Genomic DNA, 17,217 nt, shown 5'->3' on the forward strand with positions numbered 1-17,217 from the left:
CTTATACATTGCGCTTAATTAAATTGGTTCACCACTTTGAACAACCAGTTTGATTAACCAATTAAGCCATTTTATTAAAACAACTTAAACTAAATTAAAATGAATCTAACATTATCAAGTCGCATAAGCCAGCTGGCGGTATGCGCAACCCTATTTTTAGGGGCCTTTCAAATAGGAACGGCACAAGCTCCCTCAGACCTCATGCGTAATTGTAACCAATGGAAAATTACTTATCCAGATGGTGTAGAAGAAAAACAATTGTGTGGTGAATCAAACGAATTCTTTTATGTTAATAATTCTGGCGATGCTATCGTTTTTAGAGCGCCAATAAGAAGTGATAACGGAACAACGCCTAATTCAAGTTACATCCGTTCAGAGCTTAGAGAAAGAGAAGTTGATGGAAGTAAAGATATCTATTGGACCACCGAAGGTTCGCACATGATATATGTAAAACAAGCCATCACACATTTACCAATTACTAAATCTCATTTAGTAGCTACGCAAATTCATGGAAATAAAGCCGATGGTATCGATGATTCTATGGTAATGCGATTAGAAAATTCACATTTATTTTTATCATTCAATGGAGGAAAACTACGTGATGATGTAACCATTAAAACAGATTATAACTTAGGTGATATTCACGAAGTTATCTTTTTAGTTGAAGATGGTAAGCACTATTGTTATTATGCTGAAGATGGAAACTTATTAAACGCTTTTAACAGCGGAAATGCCTCTTCATACTTAGTAAGAGCCGATGGTAACGACTATGTAATGGACTTAAACTACGATCAAACGTATTTTAAAGTAGGTAACTATACGCAAAGTAACCCTGAAAGAGAAGGTGATAATACTGACGATCCAGATAACTATGGTGAAGTATTAGTATATGATTTCTTAGTAGATCACGGTGATGGTGGTGGATCAACCGATCCTATCGATGTAACGGGTGTGTCTTTAAACCCTAGTTCAGTGAGTTTAGCTATTGGTGGAACTCAAGAATTATCTGCTTCTGTAAGTCCTTCAGATGCCTCTAATAAAAGTGTGAGCTATAGCTCTAATAATAATGCTGTAGCTTCAGTAAGTTCTACAGGTGTAGTGACTGCACATTCAGAAGGATCAGCAACAATTACTGTAACAACTTCAGATGGAAATTATACAGATTCAACTAATGTAACCGTATTAGAAGCATCAAACCCTTCAGACGATACGAATTTAGCATTAAATAAATATGTATCAGGAACAGGATCTGCCGATGGATCTAATGTGGTAGCTAATCTTGTTGATGGTGATACAGGGACAAGATGGTCTGTTTCAGGTTTCCCACAATCGGCTACTATCGATTTAGGTGCCGTTCAAAATATTGGAAGTACAGAGTTAGTATGTTATAGCGATCGTGCTTACCAATATACTATTGAAGTTTCTGAAAACGGAAGTTCTTATACCGAAGTTGTAGACAGAACTAATAACTCAACACCAGGATCGGCATCTAGCCCAATTATAGATGCTTTTGATAGTGTTGATGCTAGATACGTAAAAATTACGGTTACTGGTGCAGACGCTTACACAGGTAGCTGGGTAAGTTTATTAGAATTAGCTGTTTTCCCAGGTGATGGTAGCGATAACGGTGGTGGTGATAATGGCGGTGGGCCAACTCCAGAATCTACTAATGTGGCTTTAGGGAAATCGGTAACTTTTTCTAGCCAACAATCTCATAATCCAGCTTCTAATTTAGTAGATGGTGATGAAGATTCAAGATGGTCTGCAGAATCATACCCTGAGTGGACAGTGATCGATTTAGGTGGTTTATATACCGTTAATAGCACTGAAGTTATTTGTTTTGGTGACCGTGCTTATCAATATACTATTGAAGTTTCTGAAGACGGAAGTTCTTATACTGAAGTTGTAGACAGAACTAATAATTCAACAGGAGGTTCAAATTCATCTCCAATAGCAGATTCTTTTAGTGAAATCGATGCTAGATATGTTAGAATTACGGTTACTGGTGCCGATGATTACTCTGGAGATTGGATTAGTATTGAAGAACTTAGAGTATTTGGATATTCTAGTACAGCAACATCAAAATCTGGTGCTTCTAAAGGTGCTAATGTAAACGATTCAGTTGAAGCTGTAAGTTTTTGGCCAAACCCAGCTGCGAACACTGTAAATATTAATGGTGCAAGCAATTACGAAACACTAACTGTTTTTGATTTAACAGGGAAAGTGGTTTTAAATCAAGCGATTCAAAGTCCATCTGTTGATATTTCAAACCTGAATTCAGGGATGTATATTTTCAGACTTGAAGGAAAATCAGGTGCTGTTAATAAACGCATCATTAAGAAATAATTTTTCTTAAGAATAAATTTAAAGGCAGATGAATTAATTTTCATCTGCCTTTTTTTTGTTTTAACATTTTAAAAATATGCATCACCGTTTAGCTTCTTAATAATATTGTATTTTGGTCTTAAAAAGGATGTTATGGATTTTTCGAAGGTAAAATTAGTAGTTTCAGATATGGACGGTACTTTGCTTAACCCTAAAGGCGAAGTGAGTGCGCGATTTTTTAGTCAGTTTGAAGCCTTAAAAAAACATAAGGTTCATTTTGTGGCTGCTAGTGGTAGACAGTACCAAAGCATTCTTCATAAACTTGACAAAATAAAGGATGAGATTTCCATTATTGCCGAAAATGGTGGGTTTATGCAACATGGAGATGTTGCCGAAGTGTTGCTGAAATTATCTAAGGAAGATGTACAAAAATGTGTTGAAAAGCTACGAACAATTACTGGAGCCTATATCGTTTTATGCGGAAAAAAAGCGGCCTATATTGAAACTAAAGATGAGGTGTTTATAGCTAAATTCAGCGAATACTATAAGGCTTATGAGGTCGTGGATGATATCACCAAAGTGGTTGATGATGAATTTCTCAAGATAGCGGTTTACCATTTTGAATCTTCTGAAACCTGCATTCTTCCTGTTATGGAAGATATGACTCACGAATTACAAGTTACGATTTCAGGAAAAAATTGGCTTGATATTTCTCATAAGGAGTCCAATAAAGGCTATGCTTTGTCTATGCTTCAGAATAAATTGAATGTGAATTCAGATGAAACCTTAATTTTTGGCGATTATAACAATGATTTGCAAATGTTAGGACTAGGTTATTTCAGCTATGCTATGGCCAATGCGCATCCCGATGTGAAGAAAATAGCGCGTTTCGAGACTAAAAGTAATACGAATGAAGGCGTCGAGTCGGTGTTAGAGGAACTACTTCAAGCCAAGCTTGGATAAGGTTTAAGACCATCAACCTGAATATGCCTTAACTGAAAGGTTACATGTTCAAGTTGATGATTTTTTTACTTCTGTTTAATACTTCCAGAAGGATTATTGCTTTTTTCTACTTTTTCAGGGTTTCCAAAATAATTAACATCACCACCACTTGAGGCTTTAGCAATTAAAGATTTTGAAGTGTTTATAGTAATATCCGATCCGCTAGAGGCTTTGGCTTCCGTAGCTTCAGCAAATAGATCGGCTGCTTTTATAGCGCTACCGCTAGAGGCTTCGGCCAAAAGGTTTACGGTTTTTCCAGAGAGTTTCAGGTCCGATCCGCTTGACGATTTACAATGTAAAGCTTGGGTATTCACTTCAAGTTCCATATCACTTCCGCTACTAGATTTTAGCTTTAATGATTCAGCTTTTATGGTATTGGTGCCGTAAACATCACTGCCGCTTGATGATATTATTTCAGAAATGTTTTTAAAATGAACCCTTACTTTTTTAGAAGTCGAATTACCAATATTTTTTTTGGTGTGTATGTTTAAAACACCGTCTTTAATTTCGGTTAATATAAGTTCCTGAAGGTTCTCGTCGGTTTCTACCGTAATGCTTACTTCGTCACTTTGGGTTAAATAAACATCCAAACCCTCGGCCGCTTTTATGGTTGAAAAGGCTGCGTTAGAAGGGCGGGTTTCGGTGGTTACATGGCCATTACCTCGTTCTCCAGGACTGATATCGAGATTACAAGAAAGAAGCATGAAGCTTAATACCGTGCTAACAATGATTTTGATTAAAGTGCTCATAATGTTCGTTTTTTGATGATGATTAATGCTTGATTTTTAATTTGATGTCATAAATATCCTTAGAATATATATGTTGATGAAAATTAAGTGTTTGAATTGTAGTTTTTTAAAGATGAATTGTTACTGATCAGATTTTATTTGGATGCCTTTACTGCTAATATTGATTTTAACTTCCTCGGATTCAACTTTAATGCCGTTGCTGTCAATTTTAACTTCAGGTGTGTCGACTTCAACATTAAAATCTTCATCTGGACAATCTAAACACTTCGAGTTATTATCCATAATGCGGATAAAATGATTGGTGTTCTTGTCAGATATCAAATGACCTTCATGGTTGTTATGACGAATAAAGTCTTCTGTATTACTACTAAAATATACCACGGTGTTTTCTGGTAGATAGAGTATGATATCAACTTCTTGGTCGTTGTACTTGTTTTTAATATCTGTAGTTAAAAAAGCATCTAGCATCAAGTTGTTGTTGTTGTTGTTAACTTCATAATGATAGTTGATGTTTTTTGCTCGTGCTATAGCTGTTTCATAGTTTCTTCCATTGGCACTTTTTATGATAGAAAGTGAGGCCAGTGTATCGGAAGTCGATTTTACCATAATACGAACATCAGATGAATACATAATCTTATTGCCGTTGTCATCGTGTGCTAGTTTAAAATCATCGCGGCTAAAGCTAGAGTTGAATTTGTCGCTATGGCTCATTTTAACCATTAAAGTATCGTTAGCTTTAATAAAGAGCTCGTTTTTTTCAATATAACTTTCTTCGAACGCGTGCTCGCTTACTTGTCGGATACCAAAAATAACCAAGGTGATTATAGATAAAATCCAAAGGCCTAACAAGGTGAATTTGGCAATGTTTCCAATAGATTTTAAATTGTTGATTAAAATTTTAAGACCTAAATAAAACAAGAAAAAGAACGGAATCCCTACAGCAAAAAATATAGCGAGTGAGACCAACCAGATAGGGGTGTTACCTACGTTTACTAGATCGAGGTTATCTAAACCTGGAATGTGAACGATATCGGCTACGCCAATGGAGAACAGGCCAACAATAAGCGCGATTAAGGTTGATGCTCCTATGATAATGAGTAAAATACCTATGAATTTAGCAAATATTTTAAGCAAGACCATAACGGCATCGGCAAGGCTATCAAAAAAGGTTTTTGACGTCGATTTAATAGAACTCGTGCCTTTTTTTAGGTCTACATTTTTAGCTGCTTTCGATACCGAATCAGTTACATTTTTGGCAACTTGAGAGACGTTGTCAAAGCCGTCTTTTATTTTTTTTTCAATATTACTAATGTTAACAGGCTCGCCGGTCATCATAATTTTTTCGGCTGTAGTTTTAGCTTCAGGAACTAAAATCCACAGTAAAATATAAAGTAATACGCCTGTTCCTGCACCAAAAACTAAAAGAATCCAAGCCAATCTAACCCAAATGGCATCAATACCGAAGTAATGCGCTAATCCAGACGATACCCCACTGATATAGGAGTTGTCGGGATCTCTAAATAATTTTTTAGAGCGAGTAGATTTATTTTGATTCGTGCTCGGATCGTCTTCAAAAATTTCTTCATCAACCACATAATCTTCAGGTTGCCCCATGATTGAAATGATTTCATCTACCTCTCTAAGCCTAATAACTTGCTTGTTGTTTTTTAAGTGTTCGTTAAAAAGTTCTGCAATTCGCGCTTCAATGTCGGCAATAATTTCATCGCTACCTTGCGAGTTTGCTAAAGAGCGTTTTATAGACTCCAAATAACCTTGAAGTTTTAAGTAGGCGTCTTCATCAATATGAAAAAATATACCTCCTAAATTTATGTTTACTGTTTTATTCATTGCTGTTATTTTTTTGGCTTGTTACGATGTTTACTGCGTTTTGAAGTTCATTCCAAGTACTACTAAGTTCTTCTAAAAACAGTTTTCCTGTTTCTGTTAAACCGTAGTATTTTCTAGGTGGTCCAGAGGTAGACTCTTCCCAGCGGTAACTTAAAAGATCGGCGTTTTTAAGTCTGGTAAGCAAAGGGTAAATGGTACCTTCTACCACAAGAAGTTTGGCATCTTTTAAAGTGCTTAAAATTTCGGCCACGTAGGCATCTTCATCTTTTAAGACCGATAGAATGCAAAACTCTAAAACGCCTTTGCGCATTTGGGCTTTTGTGTTTTCTATTTTCATGTGTTGTATTTTTTTGCTTTTAATTGGTTGCTGAGGTGATGAAATTCAGTATGTTTTAAAAGCTTTTATATGATGAAACAATTCGCTTTTTGATTGATTTTTTTTTGTTTTCTGAAACCGTCTATCTGTTTATTTTAAAAATTGTATGGTTAAAGGGTATTTATAAATTTCGCCATCTCTGGCCTTGAGACTTGCAATAATGATTAACACCAGTTCCAATACGAAAGCCACGATCGCTATTACACCTAAGCCTAATGCTGTGAATAGGATGACAGAAGGCTGATTGATATCGAGCTCAATACCTTCAAAATTACTGAAGGCTATATTGCCAAAAATGGACAACAGAAAAAACGGAATAGCAATACAAGCTATAATGATCGCATAAAGCAAGATGCTAATCTGGAAATTGATGATTTGTTTACCATTCTTATCGATAAATTCAGATTTATCTCTATTGGATAGCCATAATATTAAAGGCCCTATAAAATTTCCGAAAGGAAAAATAAATCTTGTAAATGATGATAAGTGAATAAATGTGGCAATATTTTTTTGTTGTCTATCTTCCATAATGTGAAAACGTATAATAGTTTCTTATGCAAATATATGTCTTTAAAAAGGTATTATGTTACGCATAGTACCTAAATTTAACATAATATTAACAATTGTGACAACAAATTTATTGCTTAACTTAGGGAGTGAATTTAAATGATGTGTATGAATATAACACCTACAAAATTAAATACTTATATGGCGTTTAAGCTGCCTGCGGCTTATTTGTGCGGCGTAAGAACACGGTTTATAAATGATAAAAAATGTGAGGTTGTTGTGAAACACCGGTGGATAAATCAAAATCCGTTTAAGTCGATGTTTTGGGCTGTTCAAGGTATGGCTGCTGAGTTTACAACTGGCGCATTGATGATGGCAAAAATCCAGTTGACAGGTAAAAAAATGTCCATGTTGGTGACTGCCAATAGGGCTAGCTACTCCAAAAAAGCTAGAGGGAAAATTACCTTTACCTGTAAGGATGGAGAATTGGTCGATGCCTTGTTAGAAAAGGCGATCGCAACCGGAGCTGGCGAAACTTTAACGATGACTTCCATTGGTGTTGATGAAGCAGGGGATGAGGTTTCTACCTTTCATTTTGAATGGAGTGTTAAGCTTAAGGTTTAGTTTTTTGTTGTTACTAGAATACCTAGAGGCTCCAAAGAAAAAGCTTTGAGTATCTCTGTGGTAGTTCCGTGAAACTCTGTGAAAAAAACTTTACGCCGAGATTCACAGAGAACGCGCTAAGGTTCACAAAGAAAAAGCTCTGTGTGTCTCTGTGTTACCTCAGCGAAACTCTGTGAAAAGAGATATTTACGCCGAGCCTCACAGAGAAGACGCTAAGGTTCACAAAGAAGACTCGGTGTATCTCTGCGTTATTTCAGCGAAACTCTGATAAAAAAAAATTACGCAGAGTCTCACAGAAAAGTCACGAAGGTTCACAAAGAAAAAGCTCTGTGTGTCTCTGTGTTAGCTCAGCGAAACTCTGAGAAATAGAAATATTTACGCCGAGATTCACAGAGAAGACACAAAGGTCTACAAAGAAAAATCGCAGTTAAACTCTGTGAAAAAAATAAAATCACTGTAACAAAACTAAAAAGGGAGCAACATATTATTATCAACAAAAATCGAAAAAAATGACAGCACACGAAATTGATTACATAATCTACGGTGAGGAAATGCAATACGTAGAAATTGAATTAGATCCACAAGAAGGTGTCGTAGCCGAGGCCGGAAGTTTTATGATGATGGAAGAAGGCATCCAAATGGAAACCATTTTTGGTGATGGTTCACAAAAGGATCCTGGGTTTTTAGGTCAGATATTAGGAGCAGGAAAGCGCATTCTTACGGGTGAAAGTTTATTTATGACAGCCTTTTATAATAACCTAAACGGAAAGCGCAAGGTCTCTTTTGCATCACCGTATCCTGGCAAAATCATTCCCATAGACTTAAACCGCTTCGGCGGTAAATTTATTTGTCAGAAAGATGCTTTTTTATGTGCAGCTAAAGGCGTGAGTATTGGTATTGAGTTTTCCAAACGTTTAGGGCGTGGATTATTTGGAGGCGAAGGGTTTATCATGCAAAAACTTGAAGGCGATGGTATGGCATTCGTACATGCTGGAGGTACTATGGCTATGAAAGAACTTAAGGCAGGAGAAACTTTACGTGTGGATACAGGCTGTATTATTGGTTTCGATCAAACCATTGATTATGATATCGAGTTTGTGGGCGGTATTAAAAACACCATTTTTGGAGGCGAGGGCTTGTTTTTTGCGAAATTGAGAGGTCCTGGAACCGTTTATATTCAGTCTTTGCCTTTTAGTCGATTAGCTGGTCGCGTTTTGGCCACTGCACCTCAAGCAGGAGGAAAGCGTAAAGGCGAAGGCAGTGTGTTAGGCGGTCTCGGTGATTTACTTGATGGTGATAACCGTTTTTAGGTTAAGCCGAAGAACGTGAAATTATACAAGTAGGGCTGTCTGAATAAGTTGATGTTTCGTCAATCTGAATTTATTTCAGATTCTCATAATCATGGAATTTAATGTGATGTCATGTTATGTCTAGCACAGCATGACGATGGTTTAAACTTTTCAGACAGCTTTTAATTTTTCACAATTATGCCTAATATTTAAGGAACTTCATAGAGTGCTTATTAGAATCCGATTTCAGTTTTAAATTTAATATGTATAAGCCTTCACTTAATGCGCTAACATCAATACTAGCCGATTTTAACGATCTTTTCGTGATGACTTTTTTACCATTAACATCATAGATTATTACGGAGGCGATATTACTTAAATCTTCAATATGATTTAAAGTTAGGGTTTCTGTTGGTTTATTGTAAGTTGCGGTAACGGCGTTTTTTGTAGCCCCTTCAGTATTTAAAAGACTTTCTTTTTGAAACACAACAGCAAATCGGTTTTCATAGGTCCCACTTTGTAGATTAATTTCCGCGATGGTATTTCTTAGATCAAAGTAGCTATTCGTTTCATAATCCTTTAAAAACACTTCCAAGGCATTAGGTAGATGCTGTGAATCATCAATAGTCATTTTGTAAATACCGCTATCGGTAGCTTTTATAGTAACTGGCAATTCATCCTCGATATTAATATGAGGTAAGGCTTGGATAACTAATTCCTTGCCCTCCAATGGCCAGTAAATATCATTTTTAAATTCATCAAAAGATATCGCATCATAACCATTGTCATAACCTATGGTGGCATGATTTGGATCGTAACCCAAGCCAAAGATTTTCTTTATGTTGTTGGGCTCTAAAAACGCAAACCATATTTTGGTTCTATTATCTTGAGTCGTCGTTGATTTATTGCTGTTGGACTTATAGAAAATACTTCCTACTCCTAGAGTTCCATTTGCATCTGAATCTTTTGCAAAAACACGCTGCGCGTTGTTGAAAATAACATCCCCATAAGCAATAATTGTGGTAAAAAAGCCCTGTCCAACACTGATGTTTCCGGTAGGTGCTGCTTTTGTAGCAAAGCCACTTCCGCTGGTTAGGCCAGAATTATCAGCAACGGCAGGAGTTCCCATCATCAGGTTATAGGTGGCATACCCGCCTTCGTAATCTTTAAGGTAGTGACTGTTATTAGAATCGAAATGCTCCCAGAAATAAAGGGTCCCGTCTATAATGCCTGTATTGTCAGCAATAAATTGATCAGCATTTAAAGCTGAAGGATATGGGTTTCCTAGTAATAAATCATATCCAGGAAATGCTACTTTGGTATATTCCCCATCGTTTGGTATGCCTTTAAAAACGTACTCTTGTTCTGTGCCTGTAGCTCCAGAGCCTTTTAGAGTATAGCCTACAGCTGGACTTATTACTGTACCGGTTTCTATTTTCTGCCAATCTGCATAATTATTAGTATTACCGCTAAAAGTATACAGCCATCTGCTGCTTAAAGTAATTGGCGAAGTGGATGGGTCGGCATCTACATTGGAAGAAAAACTTATTGGTCCATTAGCATCTTCAAGCCAGCCAATTTCCCATCGGTCAACTCTATTAACAGGAGCACTCCAGTAATTGTAGTTATATAAATTTGTGGTGCCTTGTTGTCTAATGATCAATGATCCGTTTCCAGAATTTGAAGTTGCTAAAGAGTGATTCTGTATGAGCTGAGCTTCCCCTAATAAGTCTAGGGTACCATCAATGGTTACAAAGTCTTCAACTTCTATAAGTAACCCGTCATTAACATTTAATGTAGCACCCGGTTCCACTTCTACTTCTCTCACATGGGCCGTAGCATTTAAGGTGGCCGGACTTCCAGCTTTTACAGTTAATTTTAAACAAGCGTCAGCGGCACTTGGTGCATTGGCTGTACCAGAACCATTAAAAAACGCCGATCCATCCCAAACAATTTGGTCGGTGTATCGTAGTGTGAAGTAATCACCATTAGAAAAAGAAACGCCTGTTGCAGTAGCCGTAGTTCCTGAAATGCTAAGCGGGTAAACTGAAGTAGGCGATGAAACATCAGAATCGTTATCCAAAATTAATTGTAACGGCGAACAAGTAGTGCCTTGAAAACCAGATAAATCTATAGCACTTATGTCAAAGGTGACCGTAACAGTACCCAAATTGTTGGCTTTACTAACACGCCATGTGGTGTTTAACTGTTCGGTGTAATTAGTAGTATTGGTAGCGAACTCATAAGTAGCGTCTTTAATATTTTCACCCCAAAATAAATAATCACCATTAGATAAATTCGAAGGGGTGTTTATTCTAACAATCCCTGTACCTTGTGAATCGGTATGACTTGAACCATCACTAGCTTGGCCTATACCAGCAACATTATGATCGAAATCGCCATTAGCCGCATTATCTTGAAGATAAAAGTTATTAGCCGTAAGTGTTTGATCATATTTTGCAGATAAATAATTATTAATAATGATTCTTTGTGCAGTATTTACTTTGGTTTTAAAAATGGCAACTTCAGTCATGTCGCCTACAAAACCCTCAGTGCCGGAGGTATTGCCTCCTAGGTTAAAGCGTTGTGTGCTATAAGAGTTATAGGTTGTTGTGTTACCTCTAGTTTGTAACAAATTTTCATTTCTATAAAGTTGTTTCCCTGTTGTTGGATTAGCATCATAGGACCAAATGGAGTAATTAGTTAAGCCTGTAAGACCACTAATCTGAATACGGGCATCATTACCACAACAACTTCCTATATCATAATATACCGATCCATTCCAAGGGATATGGCAAGTAAACCTGGTTGAGCCAACAAGGGGGTCGGTGGTATATACACAAGATCTTTGAGTGATATTGTCTGCTTTTATGACAACGAAGGAAGAGGCTTCATCAACTATAAAATTAGAAGCAGTAAGAGTCATTCCTGTTCTTAATCTATTACTTCCATTAAAGCTAACCTCGTCATAACCATTAACAGCATTAGTCGTTAGTGTTGGCCTTTGTGTCGTAGATTCACTCATGTTGAAAGCCGCAACACCAGCAGCATTTTCCCAAGAATCAACTGCAGATCCCGATGTTGAAACCCCATGGTCAGGGCGAAACCACATGATGAGGTTTGAAGTACCATCATTAGTACCCACACCCCCAGGACCAGTTTGGGCGTGACTAAAATTGACCATGAGTATAGTTATAAAAAAGGCTAAATATTTAATTTTAAGCATGAGTAGGTATTAAATTAGGGCACTTGTTAAATTGATTGACTTCAGTACAATAATAAAAATTTTCTAATTGAATAACGTTTAGTTCTTATAATTTTGAACACAAGTGCCTTGATTTTTTATGAATTACATTTTAAATGTAGTATTTGTATTTCTATTGCAGTAATCTTTGTTTTACGTTTTGCTCATTAATTGTTTGTTTCTATATTGTTAATACATATCGTAGACTTTTAATAAAATCAAAAAAAGGTTTGTAATTTTAACTAGCAGGTAGACATGGTATTTATAAGGGCTAATCTGTTTTTTCCAACCCTTAAACTCATATTGAGATAATTAAATTTGTGTTAATAAGAGCGAGTTATGGAAATTTTTAGTAAATTTAGAATGTAATTTTTTATAAAATAACTGCCTATTTAACAAATCTACTTATTACACTAATTTTTACACCAAACCTAAACTTTAAATAAAATTATGGCAAGAGCAATGATGGAGTACACGAAAACTGTACTCGATAAAGTGAGTTTCGACAGTAACTTATTTTGCAGAGAAGTGCAAAAAGCAGTTCAAAGACTATTACCATACGAAGTAGAAGAACTTAAAATTTTTATTTTGTCTTTAGTGCATCAAAATCCAGAATTAAACCAATGTTTAATTTATTTAAAATAAAAAAAAGCGACGATTTTAGTCGCCTTTTTTATGTATTATAGTTTCCTGCACTATATTTGCAAAAAAAAGCACACTGAAACCATTTTTAGCTGTCATATTATTTTTAATACTTTCTGTAAGACCCATGTACTACCTTGGGCAAGTGGCCTATTATGAGCTAAATATTGATTACATTATTGAGAATTACTGTGTTAATAAAGAGGAACCAGAGTTTCAATGTAATGGGAAATGTCATTTAGCCAAGCAATTACAGCAAAGTACTCCAGACGAAGATTCAAATGCAAGCCATTCCATTTTATTGGAGTGTTTCTATGTGGTTTTTAACAACCCTCAAACTCACGATATAAATCGTAACCCTCAAATAATCACTACAGATAAAAGCAAAATATTTAGTTACGACAAACATTATACTTATTTAAGGGATTCTTCTTTGTTTCGACCACCCATGTGTTAGTTTTCATAATGTCTTGATGATTCTCAAGATAAATACATCAGCATTCTAAATCATAGAATGTTTTCCAGAACATAAATATATATATATTATCTAGCGAAGAGCGCATTTAAAAACATGCTTTTCTATAGAATACTATGATGTTTTTTCAAGGCTTTAAAAGTGCTTGCCTAAAAAAGTACAATTATATTTTATTCCAAAACATTAATGAAAACTACAAAATTCGCATGTATCATCATGCTTGCTATATCTATTTTATCATGTTCATCTGACGATGTAAATAATGATAACATAACAGGAACAGGAGTACTAACCGTTGAATTTGATAATGCCTATAACGATTCCGATTTGCTTTTAGAAACCAGCGTGTATAGCGCTGTGGATACTGAAAAAATAAAAATCTCAGATGTGAAATACATCGTGAGCAATATTCGATTAGAAGATGAGGATGGTGAGGTTTATACCGTTCCAAAAAATGAGTCTTACTTTATTGTAAATGAATCTGATGAAAATTCTTTATTTATCGATTTATCTGATGTTCCAGCAGGAAACTATAAAAAAATAACTTTCGGACTTGGTGTCGATCAAGAGAAATACCTTGAAGGTGCTACTGGACAAGGTGATTTTTTATCGAAAGCTGAAGAAGCTGGGATGATGTGGTCATGGCAAGCTGGTTACAAGTTTTTTGTTTATGAAGGCTTATATACCTCGGCAACGACTACTACCGAAACAGCTTTTGCATTCCATATGGGAAGCCACGGAACGGCTTTAGACAACTACAAAGAGATTACTTTAGACATGCCTACAACGGCACGTGTAAGAACGGATATTTCACCAGTGGTACATATTGTTTCAGATTTATCTCAAGTATTAGATGGATCAACACAGTTTAAACTTGATGATGCTCCTCAAATTCATGTGGATGCTGTAAAATCACCTCAAATTGCTACTAATGTGAGTGGTATGTTTATGGTGCATCACGTACATAATTAATAATATTTTATAGGCTTGATTGGGTTTACGCTCAATCAGGCCCCCTTTTTGGCATGAAAAAAATAGGATTAATTATAACCCTTTTTGGGGCGTTATGGTCATGTTCTGAAGAGACCTATGTACCTGTAGAACCTCAAGATTTAGTGTTTGAAACCCCTGCTAATTTCCCAGACCTTAAGTACGATTTGTCAGCTAACCCTTTAACAGATATGGGGTTTGAGCTTGGTAAAAAGTTGTTTTATGAGGGGAAATTGTCGTCAAGTGGTATTATTTCTTGTGGATTTTGTCATGAGCAATCTTCAGGGTTTACACATCACGGTCATACCATTAGTCATGGTGAAAATGGCTTAGAAGGATTTAGGAATACCCAACCCATACAAAATCTGGCTTATTTCGATGAATATACTTGGGATGGCGCTGCCATTCATTTAGACTTACAGCCTATTATTCCTATTACGGCCGAGGTTGAAATGAATGAAACCATGCCTTCCGTATTGGAAAAATTAAGGAATTCATCTGAATATCCAGAATTGTTTAATCGCGCTTTTGGTACTCCAGAAATAAATTCAGAGCGCTTGTTAAAAGCACTTTCCCAATTTATGGTGATGATGGTGTCTTCAAATTCTAAATATGATAAAGTGGTCCGTCAAGAAGAAAATGCTGAGTTTACTGCTTTAGAGGCTGAAGGTTATCGTGTTTTTAATAATAAATGTGCCTCTTGTCATACTGGAGATTTGTTTTCCGATCAATCTTATCGTAATAACGGCATTCCTTACAATATAAAGCATCCCGAAGAAGAAGGTAGAAAACGCGTTTCTGGATACGTGTCCGATTTTTACAAGTTTAAAGTGCCTAGTTTAAGAAATATTGAAAAGACTTTTCCGTATATGCATGATGGTCGTTTTGGGAGTTTAAAAGCAGTTTTAGATTTCTATAGTGATGGCATGGTAGAAAATGGGGGAGAAGTGGATGCAAGCTTAATTAAAGAAGACGGTGCTCTAGGGATTGATTTAAGCCCGCAGGATAAAGAAGCCATTATCGCTTTTTTACTAACATTAACAGATTATGAATTTTTAGAAGATGAAAGATTTTCAGAATATTAATATAAAAAGTCTATGGTTGTGCTTCATTCTGGTTATTATACCGTTTAAGTATCAAGCATTAGAACCATTGCCGTATTGTCCCATGCATCAGCATTCAGAATTTGCTCCCGAATGCGATCTTTGTGGATGTTCTACAAGTAGTGGCAGTTTTGGTTTTGGCTCATTAAAAAATTCCAATTTTGTTGGGGTGCGATACATCTATCAGAGTTTTGAATCTAAGGATGGTATTTTTGAAAATTCACCTACTTCAAAAGAAAGTTTTAATACTTATCAAGTTTGGGGACGCGTACCTATTACCGAAAAAATTTATGTAAGTAGCATCATTCCTTATCAAGATTTATATCGTGATTTCACACACCGAACAGAACATATTAACGGTATTGGGGATATGAATGTTATAGGCTGGTATCAGTTAACATTTTATAAAAAGCAAAAGGCTGGTGACGTGGTTTTTTCAACTGAAAGAGAACCTTCAGGCCACAGAATTCAGTTTGGTTTAGGTGTTAAATTGCCTACTGGCGAATTTGAAGAATCCCTAACCGATTACGTAAACCCAGGGTTCCAAGTAGGAACAGGAAGCTGGGACGGTATTTTTGCTCTAAACTACGGGTACAGCGCTGGTAAAATTGGGGTTAATACAACAGCGACTTACTATGCTAAAACCGCCAATAAAAATGATTACCGTTTTGGAAATCAATTTAGTTATGCTTCAAATTTTTATTATTCCATACCTAAAACCACTTTTATAGCTATGCCGTTTGTTGGTGTTTCGGGTGATATTTACGATTCTATAGAACAATTTGGCGAAGTCATTCCAGAAACCAAAGGCAATAGTTTTAGCGGAACTGTAGGCTCGGAAGTTGTTTTTAATAAGTTTACCGTAGGAGCTAATTACACTTTTCCTATTCAGCAAAATCTATTTGGCGATAACGTACACGCAAAAAACAAGTTTTCCTTATACTTAAATTTGACTTTGTAAATCTGTAAATGAATTACTTCTTTGATTGGTCCTCTTACTATTTGGGTAGCGGACTAATAATTTGTACGTTTTGAAAGGCTATGGCACCTCTAATTATACCAGAGATCACATCTTGTAAAGCTTCAATAATTTGCATTTTTAATTCACTTTTATGGTAAATTATACTCACTTCACGAGCCGGAGTAGGTTCGTTGAAGTAGTGTAAATTAATTTTCTCCTCACTGTTTAAGTCTAAAGTGTGCAAATAAGGGAGCAATGTCATGCCAAGGCCTTCGTTGGAAAGCTTAACTAAAGTTTCAATACTACCACTTTCTAATTGAAACTTATCATCGGTATGATTTTTAAAAGCCTTACATAAATTGAGAACGCCGTCTCTAAAACAGTGGCCGTCTTCAAGAAGCAGCATATCATCAACATCTAAATCAGCGACATCAATTTTGTTTTGTTTGTGTAAACGATGGCCATTTGGAATGTAATTCACAAAGGGTTCGAAATAAAGCACCCGTTCTTTTATATTTTCGTCTTCCAAAGGGGTTGCTGCAATGGCCGCATCTAAATGGCCATCTTTAATTCTAGCCATAATTTCTTCGGTAGTCAATTCTTCAATTTTAAGTTTCACCTTAGGGTGTTTTTTTATGAAGCTTTTTAAAAACATCGGTAATAGAGTGGGCATCACTGTTGGGATAATGCCTAACTTAAATTCACCTCCTATAAAGCCTTTTTGTTGATCGACGATATCCTGAATACGATAAGACTCGTTTACAATGTTCCTAGCTTGAGTAACTATTTTTTTTCCAACCTCAGTGAGTTCAATTGGTTTTTTGGTACGGTCGAATATTTGTACATCTAATTGCTCCTCTAGTTTTTGTATTTGCATGCTCAAAGTAGGCTGGGTTACAAAACATTTTTCAGCCGCTTTGGTGAAGTTTTGGTTTTCTGCAACAGCTAGAACATAGTACAATTGTGTTATCGTCATCTATCATCAATTTAGGCTATAAAAATATAAAAACTATCAATTATATCTATTATTTAAACTGTTATTAATAGAGTAAATTTGTAAGAACGAATAAAAAAAACAAAGA

The 17,217-nt window shown here is 35.9% G+C and carries 15 protein-coding genes; 9 read left to right on the forward strand and 6 right to left on the reverse strand.

Annotated elements, in window-relative coordinates; all coding sequences use genetic code 11:
* Positions 1-99 precede the first annotated feature (99 nt).
* Entirely contained in the window at positions 100-2,346 is a 2,247-nt protein-coding gene (locus JJL45_RS16265) for a discoidin domain-containing protein (protein ID WP_068602564.1), read from the forward strand.
* 132 nt (positions 2,347-2,478) lie between these two features.
* Positions 2,479-3,288 carry an HAD family hydrolase gene (locus tag JJL45_RS06460; protein ID WP_068602563.1) on the forward strand — a complete coding sequence of 270 codons (810 nt, stop codon included), beginning with the start codon at positions 2,479-2,481 and terminating at the stop codon, positions 3,286-3,288.
* Positions 3,289-3,353: 65 nt separating this feature from the next.
* Here JJL45_RS06460 and JJL45_RS06465 read toward each other — a convergent pair whose 3' ends face one another.
* The 4 genes from JJL45_RS06465 to JJL45_RS06480 all read right to left on the reverse strand — a co-directional run bounded on the left by JJL45_RS06465 (position 3,354) and on the right by JJL45_RS06480 (position 6,828).
* Positions 3,354-4,076: a head GIN domain-containing protein gene (locus JJL45_RS06465; RefSeq protein ID WP_068602562.1), complete on the reverse strand. Its 723-nt coding sequence runs from the start codon at positions 4,074-4,076 to the stop codon at positions 3,354-3,356.
* A 120-nt stretch (positions 4,077-4,196) separates the two neighbouring features.
* Entirely contained in the window at positions 4,197-5,924 is a 1,728-nt protein-coding gene (locus JJL45_RS06470; RefSeq protein ID WP_068602561.1) for a PspC domain-containing protein, read from the reverse strand.
* Positions 5,917-6,261, reverse strand: a complete 345-nt coding sequence (locus tag JJL45_RS06475; RefSeq protein WP_067149520.1) for a PadR family transcriptional regulator — start codon at positions 6,259-6,261, stop codon at positions 5,917-5,919. The genes JJL45_RS06470 and JJL45_RS06475 overlap by 8 nt, the downstream gene beginning before the upstream one ends.
* Before the next feature lie 129 nt (positions 6,262-6,390).
* Entirely contained in the window at positions 6,391-6,828 is a 438-nt protein-coding gene (locus JJL45_RS06480; RefSeq protein WP_068602560.1) for a DUF4870 domain-containing protein, read from the reverse strand.
* A gap of 147 nt (positions 6,829-6,975) precedes the next feature.
* On the opposite strand from JJL45_RS06480, the gene JJL45_RS06485 reads away from it, so the two are divergent.
* Both JJL45_RS06485 and JJL45_RS06490 read left to right on the forward strand, forming a co-directional pair.
* Positions 6,976-7,431: a DUF4442 domain-containing protein gene (locus JJL45_RS06485; protein ID WP_068602812.1), complete on the forward strand. Its 456-nt coding sequence runs from the start codon at positions 6,976-6,978 to the stop codon at positions 7,429-7,431.
* 509 nt (positions 7,432-7,940) lie between these two features.
* The gene (locus JJL45_RS06490; RefSeq protein WP_068602559.1) at positions 7,941-8,741 is read left to right on the forward strand and encodes a TIGR00266 family protein; all 801 of its coding nucleotides are present in this window, start codon (positions 7,941-7,943) and stop codon (positions 8,739-8,741) included.
* A gap of 181 nt (positions 8,742-8,922) precedes the next feature.
* Here the strand turns inward: JJL45_RS06490 and JJL45_RS06495 are convergent, their stop codons facing one another.
* Positions 8,923-11,946 carry a T9SS type A sorting domain-containing protein gene (locus JJL45_RS06495; RefSeq protein ID WP_068602558.1) on the reverse strand — a complete coding sequence of 1,008 codons (3,024 nt, stop codon included), beginning with the start codon at positions 11,944-11,946 and terminating at the stop codon, positions 8,923-8,925.
* A 468-nt stretch (positions 11,947-12,414) separates the two neighbouring features.
* Here JJL45_RS06495 and JJL45_RS06500 point away from each other — a divergent pair, with 468 nt between their 5' ends.
* From JJL45_RS06500 to JJL45_RS06520, 5 genes are all read left to right on the forward strand, one after another.
* Complete coding sequence (locus JJL45_RS06500; RefSeq protein ID WP_068602557.1) at positions 12,415-12,609, forward strand: hypothetical protein; 195 nt, start codon at positions 12,415-12,417, stop codon at positions 12,607-12,609.
* Positions 12,610-12,733: 124 nt separating this feature from the next.
* Entirely contained in the window at positions 12,734-13,063 is a 330-nt protein-coding gene (locus JJL45_RS06505) for a hypothetical protein (RefSeq protein ID WP_068602556.1), read from the forward strand.
* Between the two features lie 204 nt (positions 13,064-13,267).
* Positions 13,268-14,053, forward strand: a complete 786-nt coding sequence (locus JJL45_RS06510) for an MbnP family protein (RefSeq protein ID WP_068602555.1) — start codon at positions 13,268-13,270, stop codon at positions 14,051-14,053.
* A 53-nt stretch (positions 14,054-14,106) separates the two neighbouring features.
* Entirely contained in the window at positions 14,107-15,156 is a 1,050-nt protein-coding gene (locus tag JJL45_RS06515) for a cytochrome-c peroxidase (protein ID WP_068602554.1), read from the forward strand.
* Positions 15,134-16,135, forward strand: a complete 1,002-nt coding sequence (locus tag JJL45_RS06520; protein WP_202664355.1) for a hypothetical protein — start codon at positions 15,134-15,136, stop codon at positions 16,133-16,135. Before JJL45_RS06515 ends, JJL45_RS06520 begins: the two co-directional genes overlap by 23 nt.
* Before the next feature lie 37 nt (positions 16,136-16,172).
* Here JJL45_RS06520 and JJL45_RS06525 read toward each other — a convergent pair whose 3' ends face one another.
* On the reverse strand, positions 16,173-17,111 hold the full coding sequence (locus tag JJL45_RS06525) for a LysR family transcriptional regulator (protein WP_068602553.1): 939 nt from the start codon (positions 17,109-17,111) through the stop codon (positions 16,173-16,175).
* Positions 17,112-17,217 lie beyond the last annotated feature (106 nt).

The organism is Tamlana sp. s12 (assembly GCF_016767215.1).
GTDB classification, from domain to species: Bacteria; Bacteroidota; Bacteroidia; order Flavobacteriales; family Flavobacteriaceae; genus Pseudotamlana; species Pseudotamlana agarivorans.